24 protein-coding genes are annotated in these 21,671 nt (G+C 61.4%); 12 read left to right on the forward strand and 12 right to left on the reverse strand.

Annotated elements, in window-relative coordinates; all coding sequences use genetic code 11:
- Positions 1–138 precede the first annotated feature (138 nt).
- The 4 genes from FHW37_RS08170 to FHW37_RS08185 all read right to left on the reverse strand — a co-directional run bounded on the left by FHW37_RS08170 (position 139) and on the right by FHW37_RS08185 (position 3,780).
- The gene (locus FHW37_RS08170; protein ID WP_145634823.1) at positions 139–732 is read right to left on the reverse strand and encodes a LysE family translocator; all 594 of its coding nucleotides are present in this window, start codon (positions 730–732) and stop codon (positions 139–141) included.
- 227 nt (positions 733–959) lie between these two features.
- Positions 960–1,631 (reverse strand): spermidine synthase, encoded by a 672-nt coding sequence (locus FHW37_RS08175; RefSeq protein WP_145634826.1) that lies wholly within the window; start codon positions 1,629–1,631, stop codon positions 960–962.
- 325 nt (positions 1,632–1,956) lie between these two features.
- Entirely contained in the window at positions 1,957–2,826 is an 870-nt protein-coding gene (locus FHW37_RS08180; RefSeq protein WP_145634829.1) for an AraC family transcriptional regulator, read from the reverse strand.
- Between the two features lie 81 nt (positions 2,827–2,907).
- The gene (locus FHW37_RS08185; protein ID WP_145634833.1) at positions 2,908–3,780 is read right to left on the reverse strand and encodes a protein-L-isoaspartate O-methyltransferase family protein; all 873 of its coding nucleotides are present in this window, start codon (positions 3,778–3,780) and stop codon (positions 2,908–2,910) included.
- 143 nt (positions 3,781–3,923) lie between these two features.
- Here FHW37_RS08185 and rarD point away from each other — a divergent pair, with 143 nt between their 5' ends.
- The gene (rarD, locus tag FHW37_RS08190; protein ID WP_145634836.1) at positions 3,924–4,874 is read left to right on the forward strand and encodes an EamA family transporter RarD; all 951 of its coding nucleotides are present in this window, start codon (positions 3,924–3,926) and stop codon (positions 4,872–4,874) included.
- Positions 4,875–4,892: 18 nt separating this feature from the next.
- Complete coding sequence (locus FHW37_RS08195) at positions 4,893–5,222, forward strand: DHCW motif cupin fold protein (RefSeq protein ID WP_145634838.1); 330 nt, start codon at positions 4,893–4,895, stop codon at positions 5,220–5,222.
- 68 nt (positions 5,223–5,290) lie between these two features.
- On the opposite strand, the gene FHW37_RS08200 is transcribed toward FHW37_RS08195, so the two are convergent.
- Positions 5,291–5,923: a LysE family translocator gene (locus FHW37_RS08200; protein WP_145634841.1), complete on the reverse strand. Its 633-nt coding sequence runs from the start codon at positions 5,921–5,923 to the stop codon at positions 5,291–5,293.
- Positions 5,924–5,963: 40 nt separating this feature from the next.
- Positions 5,964–6,581 carry a TIGR00730 family Rossman fold protein gene (locus FHW37_RS08205; protein ID WP_145634844.1) on the reverse strand — a complete coding sequence of 206 codons (618 nt, stop codon included), beginning with the start codon at positions 6,579–6,581 and terminating at the stop codon, positions 5,964–5,966.
- 158 nt (positions 6,582–6,739) lie between these two features.
- Between FHW37_RS08205 and FHW37_RS08210 the strand changes: the two genes are divergently transcribed.
- Together FHW37_RS08210 and FHW37_RS08215 are read left to right on the forward strand one after the other, a co-directional pair.
- Positions 6,740–8,530, forward strand: coding sequence for a LysM peptidoglycan-binding domain-containing protein (locus FHW37_RS08210; protein ID WP_145634847.1), 1,791 nt, complete (start codon positions 6,740–6,742; stop codon positions 8,528–8,530).
- 716 nt (positions 8,531–9,246) lie between these two features.
- Entirely contained in the window at positions 9,247–9,918 is a 672-nt protein-coding gene (locus FHW37_RS08215) for a hypothetical protein (protein WP_145634850.1), read from the forward strand.
- Positions 9,919–9,988: 70 nt separating this feature from the next.
- On the opposite strand, the gene FHW37_RS33490 is transcribed toward FHW37_RS08215, so the two are convergent.
- Positions 9,989–10,135, reverse strand: a complete 147-nt coding sequence (locus FHW37_RS33490; protein ID WP_186458187.1) for a hypothetical protein — start codon at positions 10,133–10,135, stop codon at positions 9,989–9,991.
- 314 nt (positions 10,136–10,449) lie between these two features.
- Between FHW37_RS33490 and FHW37_RS08220 the strand changes: the two genes are divergently transcribed.
- The 5 genes from FHW37_RS08220 (at position 10,450) to FHW37_RS08235 (ending at position 14,359) form a co-directional block, all read left to right on the forward strand.
- The gene (locus FHW37_RS08220) at positions 10,450–10,704 is read left to right on the forward strand and encodes an antitoxin (RefSeq protein ID WP_145634853.1); all 255 of its coding nucleotides are present in this window, start codon (positions 10,450–10,452) and stop codon (positions 10,702–10,704) included.
- On the forward strand, positions 10,701–11,009 hold the full coding sequence (locus FHW37_RS08225) for a type II toxin-antitoxin system RelE/ParE family toxin (RefSeq protein ID WP_145634856.1): 309 nt from the start codon (positions 10,701–10,703) through the stop codon (positions 11,007–11,009). Before FHW37_RS08220 ends, FHW37_RS08225 begins: the two co-directional genes overlap by 4 nt.
- A 107-nt stretch (positions 11,010–11,116) precedes the next feature.
- On the forward strand, positions 11,117–13,006 hold the full coding sequence (locus FHW37_RS08230) for an ABCB family ABC transporter ATP-binding protein/permease (protein ID WP_145634859.1): 1,890 nt from the start codon (positions 11,117–11,119) through the stop codon (positions 13,004–13,006).
- Between the two features lie 29 nt (positions 13,007–13,035).
- Positions 13,036–13,173, forward strand: a complete 138-nt coding sequence (locus FHW37_RS33495; RefSeq protein WP_186458188.1) for a hypothetical protein — start codon at positions 13,036–13,038, stop codon at positions 13,171–13,173.
- A 163-nt stretch (positions 13,174–13,336) separates the two neighbouring features.
- The gene (locus FHW37_RS08235; protein WP_145634862.1) at positions 13,337–14,359 is read left to right on the forward strand and encodes an LLM class flavin-dependent oxidoreductase; all 1,023 of its coding nucleotides are present in this window, start codon (positions 13,337–13,339) and stop codon (positions 14,357–14,359) included.
- Positions 14,360–14,464: 105 nt separating this feature from the next.
- On the opposite strand, the gene FHW37_RS08240 is transcribed toward FHW37_RS08235, so the two are convergent.
- Together FHW37_RS08240 and FHW37_RS08245 are read right to left on the reverse strand one after the other, a co-directional pair.
- Entirely contained in the window at positions 14,465–16,051 is a 1,587-nt protein-coding gene (locus FHW37_RS08240) for a class I SAM-dependent methyltransferase (protein WP_246690704.1), read from the reverse strand.
- Between the two features lie 147 nt (positions 16,052–16,198).
- Positions 16,199–17,443 carry a sensor domain-containing diguanylate cyclase gene (locus FHW37_RS08245; RefSeq protein WP_145634864.1) on the reverse strand — a complete coding sequence of 415 codons (1,245 nt, stop codon included), beginning with the start codon at positions 17,441–17,443 and terminating at the stop codon, positions 16,199–16,201.
- Between the two features lie 361 nt (positions 17,444–17,804).
- Between FHW37_RS08245 and FHW37_RS08250 the strand changes: the two genes are divergently transcribed.
- The 3 genes from FHW37_RS08250 to FHW37_RS34455 all read left to right on the forward strand — a co-directional run bounded on the left by FHW37_RS08250 (position 17,805) and on the right by FHW37_RS34455 (position 19,723).
- Positions 17,805–18,503: a phosphatidylserine decarboxylase gene (locus FHW37_RS08250; protein WP_145635993.1), complete on the forward strand. Its 699-nt coding sequence runs from the start codon at positions 17,805–17,807 to the stop codon at positions 18,501–18,503.
- A 21-nt stretch (positions 18,504–18,524) separates the two neighbouring features.
- A complete protein-coding gene (gene pssA, locus FHW37_RS08255; RefSeq protein WP_145634867.1) occupies positions 18,525–19,355 on the forward strand; it encodes a CDP-diacylglycerol--serine O-phosphatidyltransferase in 831 nt (276 codons plus the stop codon).
- 239 nt (positions 19,356–19,594) lie between these two features.
- Positions 19,595–19,723 carry a hypothetical protein gene (locus FHW37_RS34455; protein ID WP_281407241.1) on the forward strand — a complete coding sequence of 43 codons (129 nt, stop codon included), beginning with the start codon at positions 19,595–19,597 and terminating at the stop codon, positions 19,721–19,723.
- Positions 19,724–19,774: 51 nt separating this feature from the next.
- Here FHW37_RS34455 and FHW37_RS08260 read toward each other — a convergent pair whose 3' ends face one another.
- The 3 genes from FHW37_RS08260 to FHW37_RS08270 form a co-directional block, all read right to left on the reverse strand.
- The gene (locus FHW37_RS08260; RefSeq protein ID WP_145634870.1) at positions 19,775–20,398 is read right to left on the reverse strand and encodes a LysE/ArgO family amino acid transporter; all 624 of its coding nucleotides are present in this window, start codon (positions 20,396–20,398) and stop codon (positions 19,775–19,777) included.
- A gap of 76 nt (positions 20,399–20,474) precedes the next feature.
- Complete coding sequence (locus tag FHW37_RS08265) at positions 20,475–21,254, reverse strand: SOS response-associated peptidase (RefSeq protein ID WP_145634873.1); 780 nt, start codon at positions 21,252–21,254, stop codon at positions 20,475–20,477.
- A gap of 60 nt (positions 21,255–21,314) precedes the next feature.
- On the reverse strand, positions 21,315–21,641 hold the full coding sequence (locus tag FHW37_RS08270; protein WP_186458215.1) for a YnfA family protein: 327 nt from the start codon (positions 21,639–21,641) through the stop codon (positions 21,315–21,317).
- Positions 21,642–21,671 lie beyond the last annotated feature (30 nt).

A 21,671-nucleotide genomic window follows, 5' to 3' on the forward strand; every position in this document is an offset into this window, starting at 1 on the left:
TGTCACGATAGTGACAGAGGGGGGTGAGCAATGGTTCGGTAGATTAAGAGGTTAAGTTGGCGCAAGAGCACCCCCCTCTGCCCTGCCGGGCATCTCCCCCACAAGGGGGGAGATCGGAATGCCGCACCGCCCTACCCTTCAATGCACAAACACCGGATAGATCGAGGCAACCAGCAGGATCGCCATCGTCATATTGAACACCCTCAGCCGCCGGCCCACAGTCAGCCAGTGACGCAATGCGGTCCCCATAAATGTCCAGACGGCGTTCGAGCCCATGCCGATCGTCGAGAAGGCAAGGCCGATCACCAGCATCGAAAGCACCGAGCGATCGGGCGCAAACAGCGTCATGGCCGAGAGGCCGGTTGCCCAGACTTTCGGATTGACCCATTGGAAAGCTGCGGCCTGCAGGAAAGTCAGCGGCTTACCCGGCGCAACACCCGCTTCCGGCGGTCTTGCATTGGCGATCTTCCAGGCGAGCCAGACGAGATATACGGCCGACGCGATTTTGAGTGCCGTTTCGAGGAAGGGCGCTGCCTTGAACACGGCCATCAGGCCGAACCCGGTCAGAAGGACGACGGCAAGCGCCCCGAGCGAAACGCCGAGCAGATGCGGGATCGACCGGCGGAAGCCAAAATTGGCGCCCGAGGTCATGACCATGATATTGTTGGGACCGGGCGTGATTGTCGCCGCGAAGACAAACCCCATCAGGGCGGGCAGGATTGCAGTTTCCATTCGCTTTTCCGTTCGGAAATCGGACGTGTTCATCGAGCCGGAAAAACAACAAGGCCGCCTCGATGCGGCGGCCCTGGTTGCACATGACACTGTTCATGACATCGCGGCGCCGCCTTCAGAGAAGCGGCCACCAACCGAGCATGGTTTTCGAAATCGTGTTCATGGGGAATTTCTAGCCACAAATTTTTCCCGCCATCAAGCGGTTTCAGAGTGTGCGGCGCAGCAACCTATCGTTTCTGGCCGAGCCAGATGACATGTTTTGCGCCGCGCTTGCCATTGGCGCGGGTATGGATAACCTCGACCTCGAAACCGCCGCCCCGCAGCCGCCGGGTAAAACCCTCGTCGGGATGGGCCGACCAGACGGCGAGCACGCCACCAGGAGTTAAGGCCTCGCGGGCGGCGCCAAGGCCGGCGCCGCTGTAGAGCCGGTCGTTGGAGGCACGGGTCAGTCCGTCCGGGCCGTTGTCGACATCGAGAAGAATGGCGTCATAGGCGGCCTTCTTCGAGCGGATCAGTTCTGCGACGTCGCCGACATGGATATCGGTGCGCGGGTCGTCGAGACAGCCCTTGAACACATCCGCCATCGGCCCCCGCGCCCAGCTGACAACGGCCGGCACGAGTTCGGCGACGGTGACTTTTGCCTTTTCCGGCAGAACGGCGAGCGCGGCGCGCAACGTAAAGCCCATGCCGAGGCCACCGATCAGCATGGAAGGTGCCGCGCGGCTGGCGATCCTCTCCTGCGACAGCGTCGCCAGTGCCTCTTCCGAACCGCTCAGGCGGCTGTTCATCAGCTCGTTGGAGCCGAGCATGATCGAAAATTCCTGGCCGCGCTGCTTTAGGCGCAGTTCGCCGCCGTCACCGGGAATGGTCGCGCTGTCGAGCTGGATCCAGGGAAGCATTTTTGAAAGACACCTTATTGCCGAAGGGGTTCTCCTAGTCGCTTTCCGGGACGATTGGAATGGGTGGGTGGAAGCGGGGGCAGTGGCAAATGGATTGGAGGCGGTGCGGCAAAGGATCTCCCCCCTTGTGGGGGAGATGTCACGAAGTGACAGAGGGGGGTGTCGGCAGTTCCGCAAACTCAAGGTGAAAGGGGGCGCCCGGCGATCCCCCCCTCTGCCCTGCCGGGCATCTCCCCCACAAGGGGGGAGATCGGCTGGCGGCACGCCCTTCGCCCAAATGCGATTGCCCCGGGTCAGTACCGCAGCAAGGAAACCGTGCAGAGGTTCAAACCTCGACCGGCACATAATAATCCACCGTCGAACCGGCCAGATTGACCGGCTTCGTGCCATCATAGCATTCGAAATCCGGCCCCCGCGCCAGCTTCACGCCGCTGGTCGGGATTAGTGTACCCCAGACCTCCTCCAGCGCCGCGGCAATCTGCAGGTGAACCGGGCCGCCATCGAAGGTGATGCGGAAGACGAGATAGGTGGCAGGCGCGATGACCCGTCGCTCGAAACCTTCGGGCAGAGCGGTATCGGGACCGATCTCGACGCCCGCCAGATAATTCAGCGTGCCCTTGTCGCGGTCGATATCGGACACGACACCATAACTCATCGCCCCGCCCCGCTGGCCGGGGATCGGCACGGTATTCAGCAGCCGGGACCAGAGCTGCGGAATGTCGCTTTTGTCGGTCTCGCCGAAACGCCGGGCGGGGCCGGCGACGATAAAACCGTCGCGGGTGACGAGATCGGGCAGGCGCGTGACATTCGTGGTCGTCTTTGCAAGTGCGGTCATCGGATATTGTCCTTCCAGGGGTTCGATGGTGAAACCCCGGCGAAAACGCGCCGGAGTGCTGCCGAACATCCGTTTGAAAGCTCGCGTGAATGCCTCCTGGGAGTCGAAACCGCTATCGAGCGCAAGCTCGACTAGTCGCAGATCCGGCTCTGCCAGCAGACGCCTGGCGCTTCGCACAAGCCGCCGTCCGCGCACATAATCCATCACCGTGCGACGGGTATGGGCGAGGAACATCCGCGAAAAATGATAGGGGGAATAACCGGCGCGGGCAGCGATGAGGTCGAGCGTAAGCTCGTCATCGAGATGCTGCTCGATCCAGAGAATGATTTCGCGGACGATATGGACGGGTTGGATGTTCATGGCGCCACGATGATCGATTGCCGCCGAAGGTTCCTGACCGAAATTGCGGTGCCTTGGCGCGGTCCCTCATGGGTCACCGGCTCAAACCTCGTCGAAGGACAGGCCCCATTCGTCTTCGCCATACCATTCCTGCCCGCCCGGTGGCTGCTGCCAGCGCAGGCTGCGAACACGGTAGGCGCGTTTCGATGCAAAGGCCTGCGCCAGTCCTTCGTGACGGCCGGCCGGCGTTTCTTCCTGGCCGCGGACCCAGATGAAGGAAACCGGCTGCAGAAATCTTGCGCCAAGCCCCCTTGCCTGCCGGTCGATCATCAGAAAACCGCCGGCTTTGGTAAAAGCCTGCTCCCTGCCCTCGCGCCTGTCGGGAAAACCGAGCGGGAACAGAAGGCGGCCGGACATGGCGAGGTTTTCGATCCAGGCGGATGGCGGGTGGTCGAGCGCGAAATTGGCATAGATGACATCGGCATCCGCCTTCGGAAGCGCGGTCGCATCTCCCTCGATCACCTCGACATTTTGATAGGTTTTAAGATTTTCGCGCGCCCGCGCGGCCAATGACGCATCGTATTCGACAGCGAAAACCTTGCCGGACGGGCCGACCAGTTCGGAGAGGATCGCGGCGTAATAACCGGTGCCCGTTCCCATATGGAACACTGTCTCACCTTCGCGGACATGAAGTGCATTGAGCGCGCCGGCATGCAGAGAGGGCATGCCGTTGTTGACGCCGCTATCTTTATCGAGGCCGACCAGAATGTCCTGATAGAGCGCCACGGGATCTGTGGATTGCAGTTCACGATAGCGGCTGAAATCGTGGAAATACCAGGGCGGCGGGCCGACAAAGTCCTCCCGCGCCACGCTGGCGAAAGCGTTCAGCAGGCGCGGGTTTTCCCTCACACCGGCCTTGGCAAAAATCTGGCGGGCATAGATCTGGCGATGCAGAGGTTGCTCGTCGAAGGTCATGGCGCGCTCCCAAGGGTTGCGCCGCATGATGGCAGGATCGATGAGCGGGCTCAATCCTTGCTTCAACGGAATGAATTGGTCGGGCTGCGGCGATTGGTTTAGAGACAGCGGATAATCAAGAACAGACTGCCGGAAACACCCAGATGTCCACCGATCACGCCGACACCGTCGCGGCACCGGCCGCTCCCGTCGCGGCTTCCGTTGCAACGCCTGCAAACGAAGATACGCCGCGCGGCTTCGCTTTCGGGCTCACGGCCTATTTCCTCTGGGGGTTCCTTCCCTTTTACCTGAAGGCGGTGGCGCATCTGCCGGCGCTTGAGGTTCTCGCCCATCGCGCGCTCTGGTCCGTGCCGGTTGCCGGCATCGTGCTGCTTCTGCTCGGTCGCACGAAGGAGCTGAAGACGGCGTTCCGCACGCCGCGCATGCTCGGCATGGCCTGCGTCACCGCGGCCTTCATCACCGGCAATTGGGGCATTTATGTCTGGGCCGTCGGTTCCGGCCATGCGCTCGATGCGGCGTTGGGTTATTTCATCAATCCGCTGTTCAGCATCTTTCTTGCCGCCGTGATCCTGAAAGAAAAGCTGTCGCCGCTGCAGATCGCGGCGATCGGGCTTGCCTTTGTCGGCGTCGTCATTCTCACCTGGGGTGCCGGCGGCCTGCCCTGGGTCTCGCTGGCGCTGACCTTCACCTGGGGTTTTTACGCGCTGTTCCGCAAGACCTTGCCGATCGGGCCCAATCAGGGCTTTTTCCTCGAAGTGCTTCTGATCAGCATTCCGATGCTGCCCTATGTCATCTATCTCGAAGCGACCGGACAGGGGCATTTCCTCGCCGGCAACAGCTATGACACGGTGATCCTGGCGCTGGCCGGCATCGTCACCGCCGGGCCGCTGATGATCTATGCCAATGGCGCAAAGCTTCTAAAGCTCTCGACCATCGGCATCATGCAATATATCGCGCCGACGATGATCTTTCTGATCGCGGTCTTTGCCTTCCACGAGGAATTGAGCGGCATAAAGCTCACGGCCTTCCTTTTCATCTGGGCGGCACTCGTGGTTTATACGACAGGCCTGCTGCGCCAGAAGCGCAGCGCCTGATCGGAGACTTTTTCAGAAATGCAGATTTCAGACATTCCCTTTGGCACGACCGACTGGTCGGATGTCGAGCCGACCCACCACAAGGGCGAGACCGGCAGCGCCACCTGGCGGACCCGCAATTTCGGCGCGATCCGCGTGCGTATCGTCGAATACACGCCGGGTTACCTCGCCGACCACTGGTGCGTGAAGGGCCATATCCTGATGTGCCTCGAAGGCGAGCTGAACACCGAGCTGGAAGACGGCCGTACCTTCACGCTGAAACCCGGCATGAGCTATCAGGTGGCCGACAATGCCGAGCCGCACCGCTCCTCGACCGCGATCGGCGCAAAGCTCTTCATCGTCGACTGAAACTCAGGTCTTTATTTTTCCGCACGTCTTCATCCCGAAACCGGTGACCACTTTCGGGAGACATGCGCTCAGCTTCTCTGCAGGGCAAGGTGCGCACCGAGCCCGACCAGAACCGCGCCGCCGGCCCGCTGTACCAGTTTCTGGGCCGTCGACGAGCGTTTCAGCCTTGCCATGACCAGTCCCGCCAGAAGCACGCTGACGAGATCGGCTATCGTGAACATGATGCTGACCACCGTTCCCAGAATGGTGAATTGCAGCCAGACCGGCAGGCTTGCCGCGCTGTCGACGAATTGCGGCAGGAAGGCGAGGAAGAACAAAGCCGTCTTCGGGTTCAGGACCTCAACGACGATGCTTTCGAAAAAGGCCTTGCGGGCGGATTTCGGCAGGGCCTGCGGCGCATCCCCGGAGCCGTTCGACCGCGACCGGAAAAGCGAAATGCCGAGCCAGATCAGGTAGATCGCGCCGAAAAGCTTGACCAGCGCATAAGCGACCGGCACGGCATGAAAAAGTGCCGACAGGCCGGCCGCGGCAGCAATGATATGGGCGTAGGAGCCGATATGGATGCCGAGCACCGCCATCAGCCCCGACCTGCGCCCACCCGCCATGGTGCGGGCCGCCACATAGAGCATGGCCGGCCCCGGCAGGAAGGCGAACAGCGCCGTGGTGATGAAGAAGGTGATCAACAGATCCATGCCCGGCATGTTTTTGTCCTTCGCTTGCCGCCTGTTTCGGCCTTACGCCTTACAGCTTGGAGATGACTTCCGCCTCGCCGCTCGTGGCGGCCTGTGCCTCGTCGCGTTCGAGGATGGCCGGAACGATGTCGTCCACTTCCGGGATGACCATCGGCTGCACCAGGTGGGCGCGGTGGATAAAGCCCTGTTCGCGCATATGGGTGACGAGCGAGAGCATCGGATCCCAGAAGCCGCCGATATTGGCAAAGACCATCGGCTTTTCGTGGCGGCCGAGCTGGCCCCAGGTCATGATCTCGACGATCTCTTCCAGCGTGCCGATACCGCCCGGCAGGGTGACGAAGGCATCGGAGCGCTCGAACATCTTGTGCTTGCGCTCGTGCATGTCCTTGGTGACGATCAATTCGTCGAGCTGGCCCAATGAATGGCGGGTTGCCTCCATATCGACAAGAAATTCGGGTATGATGCCAGTTACCTGACCGCCATTCGACAGGACGCCGGCAGCAACAGCCCCCATGATGCCTTTTGTGCCGCCGCCGTAAACCAGTCGCAACCCGTGGGCGGCAATGGATTTTCCGAGCGCGCGGCCGGCTGCGAGATAGGCTGGATCGCGGCCCGGCTGGGAACCGCAATAGACGCAGATGGATCGAATTGGCACAGTTTTCTCCATGGGCATTTCAAGGCAGGGCCAATGCATGCGCCCCGACACCTAAAATTGACGGGAAATGCCCGCAAGAGCAAGGCTTTATAGAGCGAATCGCTTGTTAAGATTGGAGGAAACGGGTAATCCGGAAGTTGCGATGGCCGTCGCCATCGGGAGAGGCTTTGATGATGAAAAACCGTGCCGGCTGGCTGGCTCTGATCGTACTTGCCATTGCATCCCTGCTGATGATCTTTTTCGTGCTGCCGCGGATCGGCCAGGACGCCAAACCGCTTGGCGACGCCATCAACGCAGCCGGCAATGCCGTCAAGGATGCGGTCAATGACGACAAGCAGGCATTGAAGCCCACGGAAGCGCCGAAAACCGGCGATCAGGCCGCCGTGACGCCCGCCCCGCAGGCCGCACAGCCGGTCGCTCCCCAGACGACGCCGAAAACCGGCCAGCTGGCGCCCGCCGCCAAGGCTGCCGTGACGCCTTCCTTCGATGTCCTGCGCGTCGAGCCGGACGGCTCTGCCGTCATCGCCGGCCGCGCCGATCCCCATTCGACGCTCGAAGTCACCGATGGCGCATCGACCATCGTCGCCAAGACCGATGTCGGCCCGAGCGGCGATTTCGTCGCCATTCTCGACAATCCGCTGCCGCCCGGCGACCATCAGCTGGTGCTGAAGGCAACCAACAAGGACGGCAAGGCCACCGTTTCGGAAGAAACGGCAACGATTTCCGTGCCGACGGACAAGAAAACCGGCAAGCTGCTCGCCATGGTAACGACACCGGGCAAGGCAAGCCGGCTGATCGCGACGCCGGAAGCGCCAAAGCCTGCGGATGCTGCCTCGCAGCCGGCAGTCACCGCAAATGCTGCCGCGCCGGCGGGCTCTGCCGCTCCAGTCACCACGCCTGCCCTGCCGCAGAATTCGACCGAGATTGCCACGACGGCACCGAATGTTCCGGTGACTACGCCGGCCGCACCGACCGCCGTCGCTCCGGCAACGGCCGGTGCGACGCCTGCCCTGCAGATCACGGCCGTCGAGCTTGAAGGTGCAAAAATCTTCATCGCCGGCATTTCCAAATCCGGCACGACGCTGCGCGGCCTTGCCGATGGCAAGCTCGTCGGCCAGACCCGCGCCGGCAGCGATGGCCATTTCGTCATCGAGGGTACGCTTGACCTGACGGTCGGCGATCACCGGATCAGCGTCGAGGCGCTCAACAATGCCGGCCAGCCGCAGCTGCGCGTCGAAGTGCCGTTCAACCGGCCGGTCGGCGATCAGGTTGCTGCTGTTGCGGCACCTTCGGTCTCGAGCCCGATGGCCTCGATCGATGGCGGCGCCTTCGACAAGCTGCGCAACGAGACGGTACGCGCCTTCAACCTGCTGCAGGGCCTTTATGTCAACGGCAAGGTACCGTCTGGAGAACAGATGGCAGCAGCCCGCTCCTCGACCGCAATCGCCTTGAAGTCGATCACCGAATACCGCCTGCCGGCGGATGCCTCGGTCGCGGCACGCTCGCTCACCGACAATGCCGCCAAGGATGCCGCAACGGCGCTTGCGGCCCTGAACGGGCTGCCCAACGATGTCACCGCTGTCGGGGCTGCCCTGAAGGACATTGCCCAGATGATTGCCAAGGTCGTCGGCCCGGCAATCGGCCAGCAGCTCGACAATGCGGACGTGGCCGCGACCGCCGCTGCGACGGACGGCAATGGCGCCACGACCATCCAGCAGGCGCCGCTCACCCAGAGCGCGCGTAACTCGGTGATCATCCGCCAGGGCGACACGCTGTGGCAGATTTCCCGCCGCGTTTATGGCCAGGGCGTGCGCTACACGACGATCTATCTCGCCAACGAGGACCAGATCCGCAATCCCGACGTGATCCAGCCCGGCCAGATCTTTGGCGTGCCGGACGAATATCGCCCGGATTCGGAAGAGCTTCACCGCGAACGGATGATGCAGCATCGCCGGTCCTGACAGCAGGGATTTTCGATGATCAGGCGCTGCGAGACGGCGCCTGAACGGCCTGCAAGACAACCCGATAGTATAAGCCCATGCCGGAGCATGGGGACGTTTGCCGCTGAGAAAAAATTAAAACGTAACCACTTCAATGGCTTGCGCGATTCTTTCGTGCGGATCGTCCCCGCATCGGAATCTGGGCGGATAATCATTCCGTCATCGGCAGGGAACCGGGTTCGCGAACCGGTTTTCGGCTTCCGGTTTAGCGTTTCCAGCAAGCTGGGCCCGGTCGCCGGTGATGGTCGAAAAAGCGGCGGAGAGGTTTGGCACTCCTCTTGAAACCGCCCGAAACGGCCGGGGCAGGCAAAACCTGACATCCCCATACCCAAAATACACCGCCTGCCCCATTCCCATCTTCTATCGTCGCGGACGCTTGTCCGGCGCGGCGTCTGCGGCTGTCGGGAATCAAGATGAGTACGACGCTGAGTCGTTGAAAAACGGAGCGCAGTGATTCTGCATGCAGGGCGCGAAATGATGCTCAGGCTGCACATTTCAGCGGGCATAAGGATACCGCAACGCAGCATCACAAGGGGGAAAACGAGTGGGAATCGGCTTTTCGCAAGTTTCGCGCAGGGTTCCAGGCGCAAACCCGGCTTATCCAGGCGGCATGAACAGAGCGATCTCCCGGATAACCCAGGAGACCCGCTCATGCCGCACTCAGCAGGGGGCATGCCATGGTTTCCAGCATCGATTCAATGCGGCTCTGGTCGCAACAGGCAGCGCTGAAGGCCTTCAAGGAGGTCGATCAGGGCACGACGTCCAATAGTTCGACTTCGGACGGGTCCAGCATGTCGCTGGCCGATTATTTTTATTCGCAGGACAATGCGGATGACGACGGCGAAGACAGCAAGCTCTCCGCGCTTATCGCCTCATTGCAGCAGCAGGCCATGACCGGCGGCGCGACCGAGACCGATACGGAAGACGACGGCTCCGTCGACGACATGTCGAGCAAGGCTTTCATGAAGGCTGTGCAGGAAAAGATCGACGCGCTCAAGAACAGTCCGGATACGGCTGCCATGGCCGAGACGATGCAGGAAGCGCTCGATTCCGGAAACCTGACGATTACCGACGTCGTTGCCGGCCAGCAGATCACCGGCTGGAATGTTGCCGATGACGGCACGCCGACGACACCGACCGATACCGATATTTCCGACTGGAGCAGTTATCTGAAGCAGCACCTGCTGCGGGATGACAATGGCCGCTACGTCCGCAATGGCGATTCCAGCCATCAGGACAAGACGACCGGCGCCAGCTCCTATTTCGGGATGATCGGCGAGACCTATTATTACCTGTCCTGGACCAAGGCGGTAACGACGACCGCATCGAGCTCCACGACAACCAAGTGATGAGCACCGAGATGATGAAACGGGGTGAGAACCCCGTTTCCGTTACCTGATCCACGACCTTGCGTCATGATCAGCCGATCAGCGCCGACAGCGTGTGGGCGACGTGCATATCCGGCACCATCTTCAGGAAACGATAGCCGGCAATGGCGGCCTCGAAAGAAACGACCCAGATGGCCAGGCTCAGGATGCTGGCGACGGCAAAAGTCTTCAAGCGCATGATATCCTCCCATTGAGTGGCGTGACGGGGAAATACTCAATCCCCGCCCCTCCCCGCAATTCGGAACTCTACCTAGGGAAAAGCCCCGCTGCTTTAAGACTAAAGTCCCTGAGGGCCGGTTTTGTGCCATTCGGTTACAAAACGTGATCGCCGGATGCAGGTCCACCGATCTTTGGCGGGAACGTTTTAACCTTCACAACAACGCCGCCAAAAAGCCATCGGAAATCATCCGGTCCACGATCTCGGCGTAAATCTGCAGCGATAGGTTCAAACCCACATTTGTGTTAATGTGGGTTTGAACATGGAGTTTCCTGATGAGCCGCCTCACCATCGACATTAGCGATCAGCAGCATAAAAGCCTGAAGGCACTGGCCGCCCTCCAGGGTAAGACGATCAAGCAATACGCGCTTGAGCGGCTTTTCCCTGACGGCCAGGAAGGTGATCAGGCATTGAACGAATTACAGTCGCTTCTTGAAGGCCGCATCAGCGAAGGGCTCGCTGGAAAAGTCTCCTCGAAGAGTATCGGCGAGATCCTCGAAGAGGAACTAGCGAAGGATAGCGGTCGGTGAACAAAGGATATGTCCTCACCGATGCGGCCGAAGCCGATTTGCGAGGGATTATCCGCCACACGCGTGAGCAATGGGGTGATGCGCAGACACGTCGATATATTGGCGAACTTGAGCGCGGCATTGCTAGGCTTGCGGCTCGTGACGGCATGTTCAAGGATCTCGGCGGCCTGCATCCCGAATTGCTGATGGCCCATTGCGGGCATCATTACATCTTCTGTCTCTCCCGCGAGAAGGCGCCGGCGCTTGTCCTCGCCATCCTTCACGAGCGCATGGACCTGATGGTGAGACTAAAAGACAGGCTGTAAGCACGGCGGCTAGCCAAGTTTCACCAAACCGTCATTGCAACACAGGCTCTTGGCCCTTATGTGCCGGGGGCGCAGCGATTGCGCTCCCCAAGGACCGGAACCACCCCATGGCAGCGAAGAAAAAGACCATCTCGGCGGATTCGAGCAATCCGCTCGGCACCCTCGTCAATCTCTGGCCCTATATGTGGCCGACCGGCCGCGCCGATCTGAAGGCACGGGTGGTCTGGGCGACGGTTTTTCTTCTCGCCGCCAAGCTGGTGCTGCTCTCGGTTCCATATTTCTTCAAATGGGCGACGGACGCGCTAAACGGCAAGCTCGACATGGCGGGCATCCTACCGGTCTTCCTGCTTGGCGCCGTGGTTCTCGTCATAGCCTACAACTTTACCCGCATCCTGCAGGTGGGGCTGAACCAGCTGCGTGACGCGCTGTTTGCCTCGGTCGGCCAGCATGCGGTGCGCCAGCTTGCCTACAAGACGTTCGTGCACATGCATGAACTGTCTCTGCGTTTCCATCTGGAGCGCAAGACCGGCGGCCTGTCGCGCATCATCGAACGCGGCACCAAGGGCATCGAAACGATCGTCCGTTTCACCATCCTGAATTCCGTGCCGACGCTGGTCGAATTCGTTCTGACCGCAATCATCTTCTGGGCCGCCTACGGTTTCTGGTACGTGCTCGTCACCGGCGTTACCGTCTGGCTGTATATCTGGTTCACGATCCGGGCGAGCGACTGGCGCATCGCCATTCGCCGGACGATGAACGACAACGACACCGACGCCAATACCAAGGCGATCGACTCGCTCCTCAATTTCGAAACGGTCAAATATTTCGGCAACGAGGAGATGGAGGCCAAACGCTTCGATGCCTCGATGGAGCGTTACGAAAAGGCCGCGACCGATGTCTGGACCTCGCTCGGCTGGCTCAACTTCGGCCAGGGCGTGATTTTTGGCCTCGGCCAGACCGTCATCATGATCATGTCGGCAATGGCCGTGCAGCGCGGCGAACAGTCGATCGGCGATTTCGTCTTCGTCAATGCGCTGCTGATGCAGCTTTCCGTGCCGCTCAATTTCATCGGCTTCGTCTATCGCGAAATCCGCCAGGGCCTGACCGATATCGAGGAAATGTTCGCGCTTCTCGAAGTGCAGGCCGAAGTGGTCGACAGCCCGGATGCAAAGGCGCTTGCCATCGGCCAGGGTGCCATCGCGTTCAAGGATGTCCGCTTTTCCTACGATCCGGCGCGGCCGATCCTGAAAGGCGTTTCCTTCGAGGTGCCGGCCGGCAAGACGGTGGCGATCGTCGGCCCCTCGGGCGCCGGCAAATCGACGATTTCGCGCCTGCTCTACCGTTTTTACGACATCCAGGGCGGTTCGATCACGATCGACGGGCAGGATGTGCGCGAAATCACCCAGAAATCGCTGCGCTCCGCGATCGGCATGGTGCCGCAGGATACGGTCCTGTTCAATGACACCGTCGCCTACAATATCCGTTACGGGCGTCCGGGCGCTTCCGAAACCGAGGTTCAGAAGGCCGCCGAAATCGCTCAGATCGACCGCTTCATCAAGCAGCTGCCGGAAGGGTACGAGACGAAGGTCGGCGAGCGTGGCCTGAAACTGTCGGGTGGAGAGAAGCAGCGTGTGGCGATCGCCCGCACGATTTTGAAGGCACCGCCGATCCTGATCCTCGACGAGGCGACCTCGGCGCTCGACACGACGACGGAACACGAGATCCAGTCGGCGCTCGACCAGGTGTCGAAGAACCGCACGACGCTGGTGATCGCGCACCGCCTCTCGACCGTCATCAATGCCGACGAGATCATCGTATTGCGCCATGGCGAGATCGCCGAGCGTGGCACCCATACGGCCTTGCTCGAAGAAAACGGGCTTTATGCCTCGATGTGGAACCGCCAGCGCGAAGCCGTGCAGGCGGAAGAACAGCTGCGCCGCGTGCGCGAAAGCGACGAGATGGGCGTGGTCGTGCGCGGCCAGCCGGCGGCGGAATGACCGACCGCGCGAGAGGAAAAGACAAGACCATGAACTATTCGCGCAAGAGAATGCTGATCGCCGGCACCCTGGTGCTTGCCTATCTGCTGACGCTGACCTTCTACGGCTCGCCGCTTCTCGCCTTCACCACCTGGATGGGCTGGGTCGATCCGCAGGCGGCGCGCTGATAGGTCAAGCTGTCTGGTCAAGCGGATCAGTCAAGACGTGATCGCGGCAATGGCGGACGCAGTGTTCACCGGAACGTGCCTGTGAACGCGGGAAGCGGCATGCCACTTAAGACCCAACGTCAATTGCAGCGAATTCGATACGCGAATTCAGGATGGTAATGTCATGAAGAAGATCGGTTTCCTCTCGTTCGGGCACTGGACGCCCTCCCCGCAATCCGGCACGCGGTCTGCCTGCGAAAACCTTCTGCAGTCGATCGACCTTGCGGTTGCGGCGGAAGAGCTCGGGCTCGACGGCGCCTATTACCGTGTCCACCATTTCGCCCGCCAGCACGCCTCGCCCTTCCCGCTTCTGGCCGCCGTCGGTGCCCGCACGAAGAAGATCGAGATCGGTACCGGCGTCATCGACATGCGCTATGAAAACCCGCTCTACATGGCGGAAGATGCCGGTGCTGCCGACCTGATTTCCGGCGGCCGCCTGCAGCTCGGCATCAGCCGTGGTTCGCCGGAACAGGTGATCGAAGGCTACAAATATTTCGGTTATGCCCCGGCCGAAGGCGAGACGGATGCCGATATGGGCCGCCGCCATGCAGAAGTGTTTTACGACGTGTTGCGCGGCCAGGGTTTTGCCAAGCCGAACCCGCGGCCGATGTTCCCGAACCCGCCGGGCCTCCTGCGCCTCGAGCCCTTTTCGGAAGGCCTGCGCGACCGGATCTGGTGGGGTGCCGGCTCGAATGCGACGGCCAAATGGGCGGCCAAGCTCGGCATGAACCTGCAGAGCTCGACGCTCAAGGACGACGAGACGGGCGAGCCCTTCCATGTCCAGCAGGCCGAGCAGATCCGCGTCTATCGCGAAGCGTTCAAGGAAGCCGGACATGCCCGCGAACCGCGCGTTTCGGTCAGCCGCAGCATCTTTGCGCTGACCAATGACATGGACCGGGCATATTTCGGCCGTTCGGGCGACAGCGATGATCAGATCGGCTTCATCGACGAGAACACGCGCGCCATCTTCGGCCGCTCCTATGCTGCCGAGCCGGACAAGCTGGTCGAGCAGTTGAAGAAGGACGAGGCAATCGCAGAAGCCGATACGCTGCTGCTCACCATCCCGAACCAGCTCGGCGTCGACTACAACGCACATTTGATCGAGAGCATTTTGACACACGTCGCGCCGGCCATGGGCTGGCGGTAACAACAGGATCGGCCGCATTGCCTCCTGACCAACGGGCTGTGAAGCGATGCGGGCGACCTTTTGCAGAAGCGCCACGGTCGGACCGTGGCGCTTTGAAGACCTGGATCAAAGCCCGATCTTCAGGCTGGCGCAAATCGACAGTTTGGACGTGCGAAATTTTTCCGCGCGGGCGGCAATTTCGGCCAGGTTTTCTTCAGGGCTTTGCAGGAGCTTGCCATCCTTGAAGAGGCGGTGGCCTTGTGGCGCGAGAACGGACCAGACGAAACGCGGCCATTCTGCCGGATCCTTCTGGCCTTCGCTGATCGCCAGAAGGATGAGCTGTTCGACGCGGCCGAACTCGATCCCGCCGCCGGTCACGGGCGATGCCAGGAATTGCAGCGCATCGCTTTCCTCCGCACGCCGACAGACTGCCCGGTTGAAGGCCTGACAGATCTTCAGCCGCTCCTCCTCGCCCTCTTCGGGCAGGCAGGGTTCGAGATTGCGGGTGCCGACCAGCACTTTCAGCGCCAGCGACAGGTGTTCCCAGCTGATCCCGCTAATCCCCGGCTGCGCCAGCAACTGCCTGACCGTCATCGGCCCTTTAGCGAAGGCGTCGAGAACCGGTTCGTAGATATGCGCGTGCAGCTCCCTCGTGCCGCCCCGACCCTTGACCGTCATGCTCACCTCGTCGCGCTGCACGGAGAGCGCAAAACGCGTGTTGAGCCAGACACCGACGCCGCTGCGGAAACTGTGTGGCAGCTGTCCCTTGGCAAAAATATCGGTGCGGAACTGTTCGTTCAGAACGAAATCCCGGAGTGCTTCCCGCCTGACCGGGTCTGTTTCGGCAGCCAGAAAAGCCTGCTGGGGACCGGTCAGAGCCAGATCGTCAATCTGGTCGAACAGATTGGCCGAACCGACATGGCTGAGCTTGGCGGCCGACAGTTCGCGGGCGACATCCTCGAAATAGAACGGCGTCCAGTCACGGTTGAAATATTCGTGGGCGAGATAGTTCCGCGACAGCGGCATCATGCTTTCGAGGCGCGATGCGGCAGGGCCATTCAGCCTGAAATAGGCAGGATCCACATCCACGAGCGACTGGGCGGCTTTCAGCGCCTCGTCGATACGCGATGTAATCGGGCCGCTGACCCTTGCCGCCTGATCCACCAGAAAGCGGCGCAGCGGCATGATCGGCGCCCATCCCGGCAGCGTATTGTAGCTGATATAGACAAACCCACCCGGCTTCAGGCGCCGGCCGATAAAATCAACCACCTGCGCCCGCGCTTCCGCAGAAATCCAGCTGTAGATGCCGTGCAGGGCGATGATATCGAAGCCCTCCTCGGGAAGGCTCTTTTCCTCGGTAAAATCGGCGAAGGAATGTTCGAAGAAATGCGTGTTGGTCAGCCCCGCCTGCCGTGCCAGACCACGGGCACCGGCAATATGCGCCGGGTTGAAGTCGTTGGCGTAGAATTCGATGCCGGGGTTGGCGGCCGCCAGAAGATTGACAGAAAAACCCTGACCGCAGCCAAGTTCGCAATATTTCAGCGTCTCCAGCGGGGCATCGAACCGACAGCCGCGCGACAATGCTGCCATGGAGATGATTGCGGGCGTCAGAACTCGATAGAAGCCATGGGTATAGTCCAGGCCGTCTACATAACCGGATGTCCAGTGATCCAAGACAATAGCTTTCAGTGAAACGCCGATAAGATCCGGCACGCAGCATGACCTCCCGCTTGCGGAATATCATCTGCCATTGCGATTCGTGGGGATATCACCCGGAGATCCCCACAATTCGTCGTGACCGCCGATCGTCAGGCGAAACAGCTCTCCGGCCGGATATGCCTCAGGAGAGGTTGCGGAAAATCAGGCTGCCGCGACGAAAGCCACATCCACCCGCTGGCGATCGCGCGTCGTCACCTTGCAACGCACCTCGCGGCCCTCGCCTTCTATGACGAGCGTGAATGTATCCGGAACCTCGGCCGTATCCGACAGATGCAGGCCGGCGCCATCATCACCGAGCGTGCGGATCGTGCAGGGCATGGCGAGTACTCCTTCGCCGAACACCAGCGTGCCGGCCCGCACCACGCGACGGCGGCGGGCAGACGGGCGCGGCGGGCGCACCGCATCCCATGTGACGCAGCGGTTACGGCCGGTCTGCTTGGCGCGGTACATGGCGGCATCTGCCTGGGCGAGCAGCGTCTCGATATCCTCGCGCACATTCGTCAGCGATGCGACACCGAAACTTGCCGTCACCTTGATGAAGGCGTTTTCGATGGCAACCGCCTTTTCCGCGAAGGCTGCCCGCAGCTTTTCCGCGACGACGACCGCATCGGCCTGGTCCATGCCCGGCAGGGCGACTGCGAACTCTTCGCCACCGAGACGGCCGAACAGTGCATCCGGACCGAGCACCCGGCGGGAAATCGCGGCAATCGTCTTCAGCACCTGATCGCCGGCCGGATGGCCGAACGTATCGTTTATGCGCTTGAAATGATCGACATCGAGGGTGATGACGGAGATATCGCCATTGACGCGCAGCGCATCCGTGACGTGCTGGGCAGCTTCGTTGCGGAAGGCGCGGCGTGTCATCGCGCCCGTCAGACCATCGGTCGCAGCGAACTGTAGAAGCTCGATACGGTCCATCACGGCGTCGGCGATTTCCTTCAGAATGCCGAGTTCGCGACCGGTGAAGCCGCGCGGCTGGCGGTCGATGGCGCAGATGGTGCCGATCGTGAAACCGTCCTTCGTCTTCAGCGGCATGCCGGCATAAAAGCGCACATGCGCCTCACCGGTGACGGCGGGATGATCCGAAAACCGCGCGTCCTGCGTCGCGTCCTCGACGATCATCACCTCTTCCTGCTCGACGACGATGCGGCAGAAGGTGGCGTCGCGCGGCACTTCATCGATATCGAAGCCGACACAGGCCTGATACCACTGGCGATGCGCATCGATGAGGGAGACAATGCCGATCTCCACCTCGAAAATGGCCTTGATCAGCCGGATGACGCGTTCGAAAGCCTCATCCTTCGGTGCATCCAGCATATCGAGGCGTTCGAGCGCCAGCAGTCTTGCGGATTCCCGACTTACCGCCGCCACTGAATTCCCGGGCATAGACGCTGCCGACGTTTCAAGCATGTACCACCTTGCCGCCCTGTCTCGACGGTCGCCTTCTGGCCTTGTCACCGATACGATCGGCGATACCCGGCCCCGGCATCGCCTTTGGGGCCGGAACCTACGGTTCTTGCGCCACTGGTGCAACCGACAAAAGGTCGATGCCGCCAGCGGTCCACATTGCATGCATCACCTTTACGCAGAAGCTGCGCGATTGGATTGGTCGCTCTCCGCATGACGATAAGAAAAGGCCTTCCGGTTAATCCGGTTAACTCCCGGGGCACTCCGTAGGGAACCGCATTGCTGCAAAAGCGGTTTTTATATAGTCAGTGGGCGCTGACACTGCAGGAGAACCCGGTTGATCAATCTTTTCGACACCATTCGCAACACGCTCGTACCGATCCACAAGGAAGGCTATGTCTTCGTGGCGGCCTTTTTCGTCGTCTCGCTGATCCTCGGTTATTTCGCCGAGCCGCTGTTCTGGATCGGGCTGGTCCTGACGCTGTGGTGCGCCTATTTCTTCCGTGATCCCGAGCGCATGGTGCCGCAGGACGACGATCTGATCATCTCGCCTGCCGATGGCCGTATCAGCCATGTCGCCATGGTCGTGCCGCCGGCCGAACTCGGTCTCGGTTCCGAGCCGATGCTGCGCATCTCGGTGTTCATGAACGTCTTCAACTGCCACATCAACCGTGCGCCCGTGCGCGGCGAAGTGACCCGTATCGAGTATCGCGCCGGCCAGTTCGTCAATGCCGAACTCGACAAGGCAAGCTCGGACAACGAGCGCAACGGCCTCGTTATCCGCAGCCGCCACGGTGATGTCGGTGTCGTGCAGATTGCCGGCTTCGTCGCTCGCCGCATCGTGTGCTGGGTCAAGCCTTCGGAGCCGGTCAATGCCGGTGAGCGTTTCGGCCTGATCCGCTTCGGTTCGCGCCTCGACGTTTTCGTGCCGAAGGGTGGCCAGGCACGCGTGACCGTTGGCCAGCTGGCACTCGGCGGCGAAACCGTGCTTGCCGAATTCGGTGCCGCCAAGGGCCCGACCGTCAGCCGCCGTACCTGATCAGGAGAGAATGGAAGCACCATGGAGGAGACGCCCGTGACGCCAGCACCGACGCCCGAGCAGAACCGCAAGAAGGATGAAGCGCGCGGCCCCAGGCTGCGCGAAATTCCGCTTCGTCTGATGGTGCCGAACCTGATCACGGTGCTGGCCATCTGCGCCGGCCTGACCGGGATCCGGCTTGCCTTCGAGGGGCGTTACGAGCTTGCCGTCGCCATGGTTCTGCTCGCCGCCTTTCTCGACGGCATTGACGGGCGCGTCGCGCGCCTGCTGAAAGCCACGTCGAGTTTCGGCGTGCAGATGGACTCGCTTGCCGACATCGTCAATTTCGGTGTCGCGCCGGCTCTCGTTTCCTATGCCTATCTTCTCCATAATGGCCATTCGCTGGGCTGGATTGCCGCGCTTATCTACGCAATCGGCGCCGGTCTGCGGCTTGCCCGTTTCAACGTGATGGAAGAGCGCGGCGTCAAGGCGCCATGGCAGTCGGAATTCTTCGTTGGCGTGCCGGCACCGATGGGAGCATTGTTGATGCTGCTGCCGGTCTATATCGGCTTTATGGGCGTGGAACCCTCGCCGGTCTTCGTTTATGCCAGCATCGCCTATACGGTCGTGATCGGTTACCTGCTCGTCTCGCGCCTGCCGGTCTGGTCGGGCAAGGCAAGCCGTATCCGCCGCGACATGATGCTGCCGATCCTGCTCGTGCTGGTTCTCTATGTGGCGCTGGTTATGAGCTATACATGGGAAATGCTGTCGATCAGCGTTGTTGCCTATCTCTGCGTCCTGCCTTTCAGCGCCCGCGCCTGGCACCGGCGTTTTGGCACGATCACCATCGAAGACGACATTACCCACGTCTGAGGCTTTTCAGCCTGCTTAACGACAGCTTTTCAGGGAAACTGCGCCTTCTTGCGGATGCGCAGTTTCTTGCTGCGGCGCAGCCACAGCTTGCGGCAAGATGACGCTTTTATAACAAACTCACGATGCGCGATATCGACGGCCACGATTCCGCCGAGATCCGCGGCGAAACGCGCCTTCCCGACTGATCGACCCGAAAGGCGGGCCCGACCGACGGGAATCATATTGCGAGGAGATTTTACGTGAGCACTGAAAAGACCAATCATCCGAAGCCTGAAGCCAGCACCCCTTACCGTCCGCTCGGCCTCAAGGCCGTCGCTGCCGCCGCCATGATGCTGAACCGCAAGCCGAAGCTTAATCCAGCTCGCTAACTGGCCGGCTCGCTAACTGGCCAGCTCGCTGATTGGCCTCACCTGCGCCCATCAGCCGCCGTGCAGAAAACTCACGAGCAGGCCGATCGCCAGAAGCCCCATCACCAGACCGATGACGACATCCAGCACCCGCCATGCGGCGGGTCTGGCGAAGAGCGGCGCCAGAAGACGCGCGCCGTAACCGAGCCCGAAGAACCAGACGAAGGACGCGATGGCTGCCCCTGCACCATAAGCGACCCTTTCCGGGCCCTCGAAAGCCGCAGACAGGCTGCCGAGCAGCAGGACCGTATCCAGATAGACATGCGGGTTGAGGAAGGTGAAGGCGAGGCAGGCGAGTACTGCAGCCTTCAGCGGCATGCCCTCCGGTGCGCCCGCGACCATCGCACCCGGCTTGATTGCCCGACGAAAGGCCATGGCCGAATAGGTGGCGAGAAAGGCTGCACCGGCGAGCGTGACGACCGCGATCAGCACCGGCGAGCTGGACACCAGCGTGCCGAGACCGCCGACGCCAGCGGCAATCAGCAGCGCATCCGACAGCGCACAGATGAAGCACAGCACGAAGACATGGGCGCGGATCAGGCCCTGGCGCAGGATGAAGGCGTTCTGCGCGCCGATCGCGACGATCAGCGAACCGCCAAGGGCAAAACCGGACAGACCGGCGGAGAGAAGGTTCATGATTGTATTCCGGTGGGATGAATGAGGTTCCGGCGGCATGGCTGCCACGGCCGGACCGGGTCTTGAGGCGGGTAAATCAGAAGAGCGACATCTGGGACGGATCGGATTTCCGCTTGGGCGGTTTTTCTTCCGGCGGCACGTCTCCGGGCGCTGCCACCGGCACCGGCTTCTGCAGGTCGGGGCCCATGTTCGAGACCTTGTTGACGAGGTCGGATACGGCGATCGCCTCGAAAAAATCCTCCTGCGCCGGCTGCATCAGATCCGCGACCTCGCGCGGCTCCTGCGTCTTGCAATCCAGCCAGCGTTCAAAATCCTCCGGCTGGATCACCACCGGCATGCGATCGTGGATCGGGCGGATGGCGGCATTGGCACCGGTCGTCAGGATCGCTGCGGTATCGACTTCCGAGCCTTCGGCGGAAGACCATGTCTCCATCAGCCCGGCAAAAGCGATGACACCACCGTTTTTCGGACGGATCCAATAGGCCTGCGGTTTGACGCCGCTTTCCTTGGGCGGACGGCGCCATTCGTAAAAGCCGCTGGCGGGAACAAGAATGCGACGGTGCCGCATGGCGGCGCGGAAGGACGCCTTGCCAACCGCGGTCTCAGCCCGGGCATTGATCAGCAGCGGGAAATCCTTGGGATCCTTGACCCAGCCCGGCAGAAAACCCCAGCGGGCCAGCATGGCGCGACGCTGCGGCAGGTTGCTGCCGGGACGCTGATGCTCCGACTGAACGACGATCAGAATCGGCTGGGTCGGGGCAATATTGTAGCGCGCCGGGAAATCCTCCTCCCCCAGCACCTGCAGATCTTCAAATACCTTCGTGTAATGCGCCGTCAGGGCGTAGCGTCCGCACATGCCAGTTTAGATGGCATCCGATATGAGGCGGGTCAAGCGACTGTGCTTCACGCCTTCGGATCAGGCGCTGCGTGGCCCGAACAGGATGACGGCACCGCCGATCAGGCAGATGACGACACCCGCAATATCCCAGCGATCGGGAAATTTGGCTTCGACGATCCAGAGCCAAAGGATCGAGGCGAGAATGTAGATCGCGCCATAAGCCGCATAGGTCCGCCCCGCAGCCTCGCTCGGCACCAGCGCCAGCGCATAGGCGAAAAGCACCAGCGACACGAGGCCCGGCGCGAGCCACCAGACAGTTTTGCCGAGCCTGAACCAGGCGAAAAAGGCAAAGCAGCCGGCAATCTCGGCAAGGGCGGCGAAGGCATAGAGGGCGTAGGTCTTGATCAAAGGCGAACCTTGAAGGTTTGTAGCTTA

This window comes from Neorhizobium alkalisoli (assembly GCF_007829835.1).
In the GTDB taxonomy this organism is placed as follows: Bacteria; Pseudomonadota; Alphaproteobacteria; order Rhizobiales; family Rhizobiaceae; genus Neorhizobium.